This window comes from Megalodesulfovibrio gigas DSM 1382 = ATCC 19364 (assembly GCF_000468495.1).
GTDB classification, from domain to species: domain Bacteria; phylum Desulfobacterota; class Desulfovibrionia; order Desulfovibrionales; family Desulfovibrionaceae; genus Megalodesulfovibrio; species Megalodesulfovibrio gigas.
The window spans coordinates 2,695,616-2,701,794 of record NC_022444.1 but is presented as its reverse complement, the minus strand read 5'-3'; the positions used below and the strand labels follow the sequence as shown (position 1 = coordinate 2,701,794).

The window sequence follows — 6,179 nt, the reverse complement described above, 5'->3', positions numbered from 1 at the left end:
GGGTAATCAGGAAGACTTTTTTATTGTGATTCAAGGTCACTATCAAAGTTTTGGAAGGGGAGAGCGCGAGAGGGGAGAACCTTTTGCAAAAGGTTTCCCCTCTCGCAATGTCCTTTTTCAACATCAAAATGCTTTACGCCACGACTTCCTGCCGCAGCCGGGCGGCGATGTCCGCCGCCTGCATGGCGTAGAGGCAGTCGTAGAAATGCAGTTGCAAGGTGCCGGGACCGGCGGATTTTTCCGCGGCCATCTCCCCGGCAATGCCCATCACGGCCATGGCGTGGCAGGCGGCCAGGAAGGGATCCGGCTGCACCGCGGCAAAGGCGGCGCACACGGCCGTGGCCGTGCAGCCCAGGCCGGTGACGCGGGGCATGAGGGCGTGGCCGTTGAAGAGCCGCAGGGCGCGGACGCCGTCTGTCAGAAAATCCACTTCCCCGCTCACGCACACAGTGCAGCGCTTGTCCCGGGCCAGGCGCAGGGCGGCGTCTTCGGCATCGGCGGTCTGCTGCAGGGAGTCCGGTCCCTTGGCGGTGCTTTGTTCGCCGGCGCAGAAGAGGATCTCGCTGGCGTTGCCGCGGATGATGGCCGGGATGTAGCGCCGCAGCAGGGTGCGGGTCAGGTCGCGTCGCAGGGCCGTGGCGCCGGCGGCCACGGGGTCCAGCACCACGGGCACCTTGTGGGCCTGGGCCGATTCCCAGGCCGGGGGGATGGCTTCCACATAGGCATCGGTCACGGTGCCCAGATTGATTACCAGAGCCTGACACAGGGCGGTCATTTCCGCCACTTCCTTGCGGGCGTGGGTCATGGCCGGGGAGGCGCCCAGGGCCAGCAGGGCGTTGGCCGTGGTGTTGGCGACCACGTAATTGGTGATGGAAACGACGAAAGGGCCACGGCTGCGGATGGCTTCCAGATCGGCAAACACGGCGGACGGAGTGCAAGTGACGGGCATGGGCAGAAATTCCTTATCCTTGTTGCAGCAGGGTTTCCACATCCTGCACCTTCTGCTGCAGGCGGCCGGCCGGCCCTTCGCGGGAGTCCACGGCCATGTTCATGTACACGCGGGAGCTGTGGGCGCGCAGGGCATCGTGGCAGGCTTTGACCACGGCCATCACCTCGTCGTATTCGCCCTCAATGGCCGTGCCCATGGGGCCAAGCTGGCAGGGCAGGCCGCTTTGACGGATGATGGCCACGGCGCGGCTCACGGCCGTGACCAGTTCGGGACCTTGATCCAGCGGAAAAATGGCAAGATTGACGATGACGCTCACGCGGCCTCCCGGGGCAAGAATGACTGATCGATAAATCAACGTCACTACCCCTTCCGAACCTTCCTGACAAGGTGGCGCGCGCGGCGGGAAATCTGGCGCAGCTGCCGGAACGTCGGCAAAGCGTTTGACGAAAACACGGCGCGCAGGCTATGCCTATCCGGGGAGAAAACCAGGGGGAATTGGGCTCGCCGCATCGCGGCGGCGCGGTCCCTGTTTGCGGTGAGCACACGATGAACAGCGAGGCGTCCGGCGCATGGCTCAAATAGACGCATTTTTCAAGATGCTGCACGAACATGGCGGCTCGGACCTGCACCTTTCCTCGGGGTCGCAGCCCATCATCCGCCTGCAGGGCGAACTGCAGCGGGTGAAGTACAAGATGATGGATCACGAGAGCCTGAAGAAGCTGCTCTACGAGATCACTCCGGAAAACAAGATCAAGGAGTTCGAGGAAAGCGGCGACATCGACTTCAGCTATGAAGTCCCCAATCTGGCCCGCTACCGCGTGAACTTCTACCTGCAGAGCCGGGGCATTGCCGCGGCCTTCCGCGAGATTCCGGAAACCATCCTCACCACGGAACAGCTGGGGCTGCCGCCGCTGCTGAACCAGCTGGCGCTGCTGCCCAAGGGGCTGGTGCTGGTGACAGGCCCCACGGGCTCGGGCAAGTCCACCACCCTGGCAGCCATCATCGACTACGCCAACCGCATCCGCAAGGATCATATCCTTTCCATCGAAGACCCCATCGAATTCGTGCACCAGCCCAAGAACTGCCTTATCAACCAGCGCGAAGTGGGGCGGGACACCAAGAGCTTTTCCGCCGCCCTGCGCGGTGCCTTGCGCGAGGACCCGGACATCATCCTCGTGGGCGAAATGCGCGACCTGGAAACCGTGAGCCTGGCCCTGGAGGCCGCGGAAACCGGCCACCTGGTCTTCTCCACCCTGCACACCATTTCGGCCTCCAAGACCGTGGACCGCATCATCGAGGTCTTTCCCGGGGACCGGCAGGGGCAGATCCGCAGCGCCCTGGCCGAGTCCTTGCGGGCGGTCATCGCGCAGACGCTGTTCAAGCGCATCGACCGGTCCGGCCGTGTGGCGGCGCTGGAAATTCTCATCTGCGTGCCCTCGGTGCGAAACCTCATCCGCGACAACAAGACGTACCAGCTGAACTCGGTTATCGAAACCGGCAAGAACTACGGCATGCAGACTCTGGACGACGAGATCATGAAGCTGGTGCGCCGCAACATCATCGACCCCAACGACGCCTACAACAAGGCCGTGGAAAAGCGCAAATTCAAGGAATTCCTCACCCGGCCGCCGGAAGACTTCACGGAAATGGGCGGTCCGGAATCGGGGAGCGAAAGCAAGCTGCGCAACCGTTAACCGCACCGTGTCCAACCACGGCGGAATCCTGCCATGCTCAGAGCGCAACTGGATCACATCATCGCCCAGGTGCTGGATTTTCAGCCGGAAACTTCGGACATCCACTTTGCCGCCTTCAAAAAGCTGCAGGCCGAAGTCCACGGCAAGCTCATGGACGTGCCCCTGCGGCCGGAGTTGGGGGCGTTGCAGCCCTTTCAGACGGAAGCCGTGGCATTTGCCCTCATGGGGCAGAACATGCGGCTGTACCGCGATCTGATGGAGCGCGGCTCCTGCGACCTTGCCTATTCCCTGACCGGCCGGGCGCGGTTCCGCGTGAACGTCTTCAGCCAGTCCGGCTCGTTGTCCATCGTCATGCGGCAGCTTTCCAGCCAGATCCCCACTATCGATCAACTCAAGCTGCCCATCCTCTTCAAGGACATGAGCCGGGAGCGCTTCGGCCTCATCCTGGTCACCGGGGCCACGGGCTCGGGCAAGTCCACCTCCCTGGCCGCCCTCATCGACGAAATCAACGACACCCTGCCCGTGCACATCGTCACCCTGGAAGATCCCGTCGAATACAAGCACAACCACAAGAAAGCGCTCATTAACCAGCGCGAGCTGGGCCTGGACTTCGACGACTTCACCTCCGGCCTGCGCGCCGCCCTGCGCCAGGCCCCCAAGGTGATTCTGGTGGGTGAAATGCGCGACCGCGATACCGTGGAAATCGCCCTGTCCGCCGCGGAAACCGGCCACCTGGTGCTTGGTACCCTGCACACGGCCGATACGGGGCAGACGGTGAACCGCGTCATCGGCATGTTCGAGCTGGCCGAGGAGCGGCTCATCCGCAACCGGCTGGCGGAATCGCTCAAGTATGTTGTGTCCCAGCGGCTCCTGCAGCGCGTGGGCGGCGGGCGCGTGGCGGCTTTCGAGATCCTGCGCAAGAACCTGCGCATCACCGAACTCATCGTCAACGGCGAGACCGAGGAAAAAACCTTCTACAAGGTGCTGCAGACCTCGGACGCCTACGGCATGATAACCTTCGACCAGTACATCATGGGCCTGTACACCAAGGGCCTCATCACCGAGGAAACAGCCATGCTGGCCGGCTCCGACAAGGCCGTGCTGGGGCAGATGATCGACAAGGTCAAGAGCGCACGCGGCGAGAAGGTGACGGATATCGAAGGGTTGACCATCGACGAAGAGTACGACGCCACGATCAAGCCCTGACAGCCCGCCAGAACAGGCTGCGCGCGCCAAGGCGACGCAAGGAGCATCGGCCATGCGAATTACCTGCACCAGTTGCAACCGCGAACTCAGTGTCCCGGACAACAAGCTCCCGGACGCGCCGCGTTTCAAGATCAAGTGCCCGCAATGCAGGAAGGAAATTGTCGTCGAGCGCATGGACAAGCTGGACCATTCCTTCACCAGCGCCTCCTTTGACGTCAGCGGCGTGGTGGAGCCGGAAGTCTTCCCCCCCGGCGCGCGGGTGGCCTTTTTGCTCATCGGGGAAAAATCCTGGCGCAACGCCGCCTTGGCTTGGCTCAATGCGGAGAAGTATTACCAGTCCACCGCCTCCACCGCCCATGAGGCCATGCTCAAGCTGCGACTGAACGACTACCAGCTGGTGATGATCGAGGACCGGGAGGACTACCAGAGCGTGCTGGCGGAAATTGCCACCTGGCCGGGCCTGCGCCGGCGCACGGTGAATCTGGTGCTTCTTGGCCACGACGCCGCCAGCCTGGACCCGCAAATCTCCTTCCGCCGCGGGGTGAACACGTACCTGAGCCTGGCAGACGCCGCCCGCTGTGCCGAACTCATGGACAGCGTGCTCAAAGGCTACGAGATGTACTACCAGTACCTGCGCCTTGCCCATGAACAGGCGATGGGGTAGGGGGATGGCAGTGTTTTGTTTCACCCCGGCATTGTCGAGCGTGCCATGATTCAGCAACTGCATGTAAACAATTTCGGCCCCCTGACTGAGATCGCCTGGAAGGATTTAGGGGCAATAAATCTGGTGCTCGGGTGCAATGGCAGCGGCAAGACCTTTTTGCTCAAGGCGTTGTATGCAGCAATGCGCGTCCTGGAGATGCACCGGCGCGGCAACGATATTACACCGCTGAACAAGTTGTTGTTTGAGAAGCTCTACTGGACGTTTCAGGTGGACAAGCTCGGCGAGCTGGTGGCCAAAAACGCAGAGGCGCCGCTTGCATTCAAAATTCTGCTTGATGACGGCAGATTTGCCTATTCCTTCGGCAGGGAGACAACACGGCAAATCGGTAATGTGCACAGCACGGTGCCGCGCCGGGAGCACAACGCCGTCTTTTTGCCGGCAAAAGAAGTGCTTTCTCTGCACCATATCATTCTGAAATCCCGTGAGCAGGATGCCGTATTCGGCTTTGACGACACATATCTCGATCTTGCCCGGGCGCTGATGTCGCCACCCACAAAGGGAAAAAATTACAAGGAGTTTGCCACGGCGCGCACGGATCTGGAGCAGCTCATCGGCGGTAAGGTCGTTTTCGACAACACTGCCAATGTGTGGCGGTACCGCAAGGGTAACGCGCAATTCAACATTGGTGTTGCCGCGGAGGGTGTCAAAAAAGTCGCCATTCTGGATACGCTGCTGGGGAATCGGTATCTGTCCCGACAATCTGTGGTGTTCATCGACGAGCCAGAGTCGGCCTTGCACCCCGCCGCCATTTCAAGGTTTCTCGACATCGTCGCGGCCTTGGCGCAAGGCGGGATACAATTCTTTCTGTCAAGCCATTCGTATTTTGTAGTGAAGAAACTGTTCCTCCTTGCCCAGGAAAAGCACCTCTCCATTCCCGTGCTTTCGTTGGAGGAGGAAGGTTCGGCGATGGACGACTTGCTGGAAGGCATGCCTGAAAATGCCATCATCAATGAATCCATCCGGCTGTATGAAGAAGAAATGGACCTTGCTTTGCGATGAGTGTTGTCTTTGATGAATCGGGCATGCGTTTCGGGTCTTTTTCGGATGCGCAGGTATGCCGCATCGAGCGGTCAAAGGCGTATCTGTCGGTGCGGCAGCATGTAAAAATCGCGGACTTCATTTTGTTGCGAAAGCGGCCCCAAAAGCCGGACATGCTCTTTGTCGTGGAGGCGAAGTCAAGCGCGCCGCACCCGGAAAACAAGGAGCATTTTCGGGAGTACGTGTCATCCGTGCAGGAGAAGTTGTGCAACACCCTGGCCTTGTATATTGCCATGCGGGTGGGGCGAATTGGCGCCCCCGCGGAGGAGCTGCCGCAGGATTTGCGCGCGTCGCCGCTGGATGCCATGGAATTTCGCCTTGTGCTGGTGATTAATGGGTTCCCAGACGAGCATCTGGACCCGGTCAAGCTTGCGCTCCAACAGTCTTTGCCGGCGGCGCAAAGGCGTATCTGGCGGTTGGGACCGCATCCCATATTTGTATTGAACGATGCTGCCGCCCGCGTGCATCGCTTGCTCGTACAGCAGGAAGCCTCGACGTCCACGACCTGAGAGCGTTCACGTACACGCATTCCTCTGTGCAGCAGTCCTCTTCCTTGCAACATTGGCCC

The 6,179-nt window shown here is 60.8% G+C and carries 7 protein-coding genes; 5 read left to right on the top strand and 2 right to left on the bottom strand.

All coding sequences use genetic code 11. The features are described 5' to 3' along the window. Nucleotides 1-133: 133 nt before the first annotated feature. Nucleotides 134-949, bottom strand: coding sequence for a hydroxyethylthiazole kinase (thiM, locus tag DGI_RS11870; RefSeq protein ID WP_021761317.1), 816 nt, complete (start codon nucleotides 947-949; stop codon nucleotides 134-136). Between the two features lie 13 nt (nucleotides 950-962). Then, nucleotides 963-1,265, bottom strand: coding sequence for an MTH1187 family thiamine-binding protein (locus DGI_RS11865; RefSeq protein WP_021761316.1), 303 nt, complete (start codon nucleotides 1,263-1,265; stop codon nucleotides 963-965). A gap of 253 nt (nucleotides 1,266-1,518) precedes the next feature. On the opposite strand from DGI_RS11865, the gene DGI_RS11860 reads away from it, so the two are divergent. The 5 genes from DGI_RS11860 to DGI_RS11840 are packed head-to-tail and all read left to right on the top strand — an operon-like array spanning nucleotide 1,519 to nucleotide 6,120. Further along, nucleotides 1,519-2,643 (top strand): type IV pilus twitching motility protein PilT, encoded by a 1,125-nt coding sequence (locus tag DGI_RS11860; RefSeq protein ID WP_021761315.1) that lies wholly within the window; start codon nucleotides 1,519-1,521, stop codon nucleotides 2,641-2,643. A 33-nt stretch (nucleotides 2,644-2,676) separates the two neighbouring features. Beyond that, nucleotides 2,677-3,849, top strand: coding sequence for a type IV pilus twitching motility protein PilT (locus DGI_RS11855; RefSeq protein ID WP_021761314.1), 1,173 nt, complete (start codon nucleotides 2,677-2,679; stop codon nucleotides 3,847-3,849). Between the two features lie 52 nt (nucleotides 3,850-3,901). Continuing rightward, a complete protein-coding gene (locus DGI_RS11850) occupies nucleotides 3,902-4,513 on the top strand; it encodes a zinc-ribbon domain-containing protein (protein ID WP_021761313.1) in 612 nt (203 codons plus the stop codon). A gap of 45 nt (nucleotides 4,514-4,558) precedes the next feature. Then, complete coding sequence (locus DGI_RS11845; protein WP_021761312.1) at nucleotides 4,559-5,572, top strand: ATP-binding protein; 1,014 nt, start codon at nucleotides 4,559-4,561, stop codon at nucleotides 5,570-5,572. Continuing rightward, entirely contained in the window at nucleotides 5,569-6,120 is a 552-nt protein-coding gene (locus DGI_RS11840) for a hypothetical protein (protein WP_021761311.1), read from the top strand. Before DGI_RS11845 ends, DGI_RS11840 begins: the two co-directional genes overlap by 4 nt. The last annotated feature ends 59 nt before the right edge of the window (nucleotides 6,121-6,179 follow it).

Coding starts and splice junctions, on each gene's coding strand:
- DGI_RS11855 (WP_021761314.1), top strand. CDS start 2,677: ATGCTCAGAGCGCAACTGGATCACATCATCGCCCAGGTGCTGGATTTT.
- DGI_RS11860 (WP_021761315.1), top strand. CDS start 1,519: ATGGCTCAAATAGACGCATTTTTCAAGATGCTGCACGAACATGGCGGC.
- DGI_RS11840 (WP_021761311.1), top strand. CDS start 5,569: ATGAGTGTTGTCTTTGATGAATCGGGCATGCGTTTCGGGTCTTTTTCG.
- DGI_RS11850 (WP_021761313.1), top strand. CDS start 3,902: ATGCGAATTACCTGCACCAGTTGCAACCGCGAACTCAGTGTCCCGGAC.
- DGI_RS11845 (WP_021761312.1), top strand. CDS start 4,559: ATGATTCAGCAACTGCATGTAAACAATTTCGGCCCCCTGACTGAGATC.
- thiM (WP_021761317.1), bottom strand. CDS start 949: ATGCCCGTCACTTGCACTCCGTCCGCCGTGTTTGCCGATCTGGAAGCC.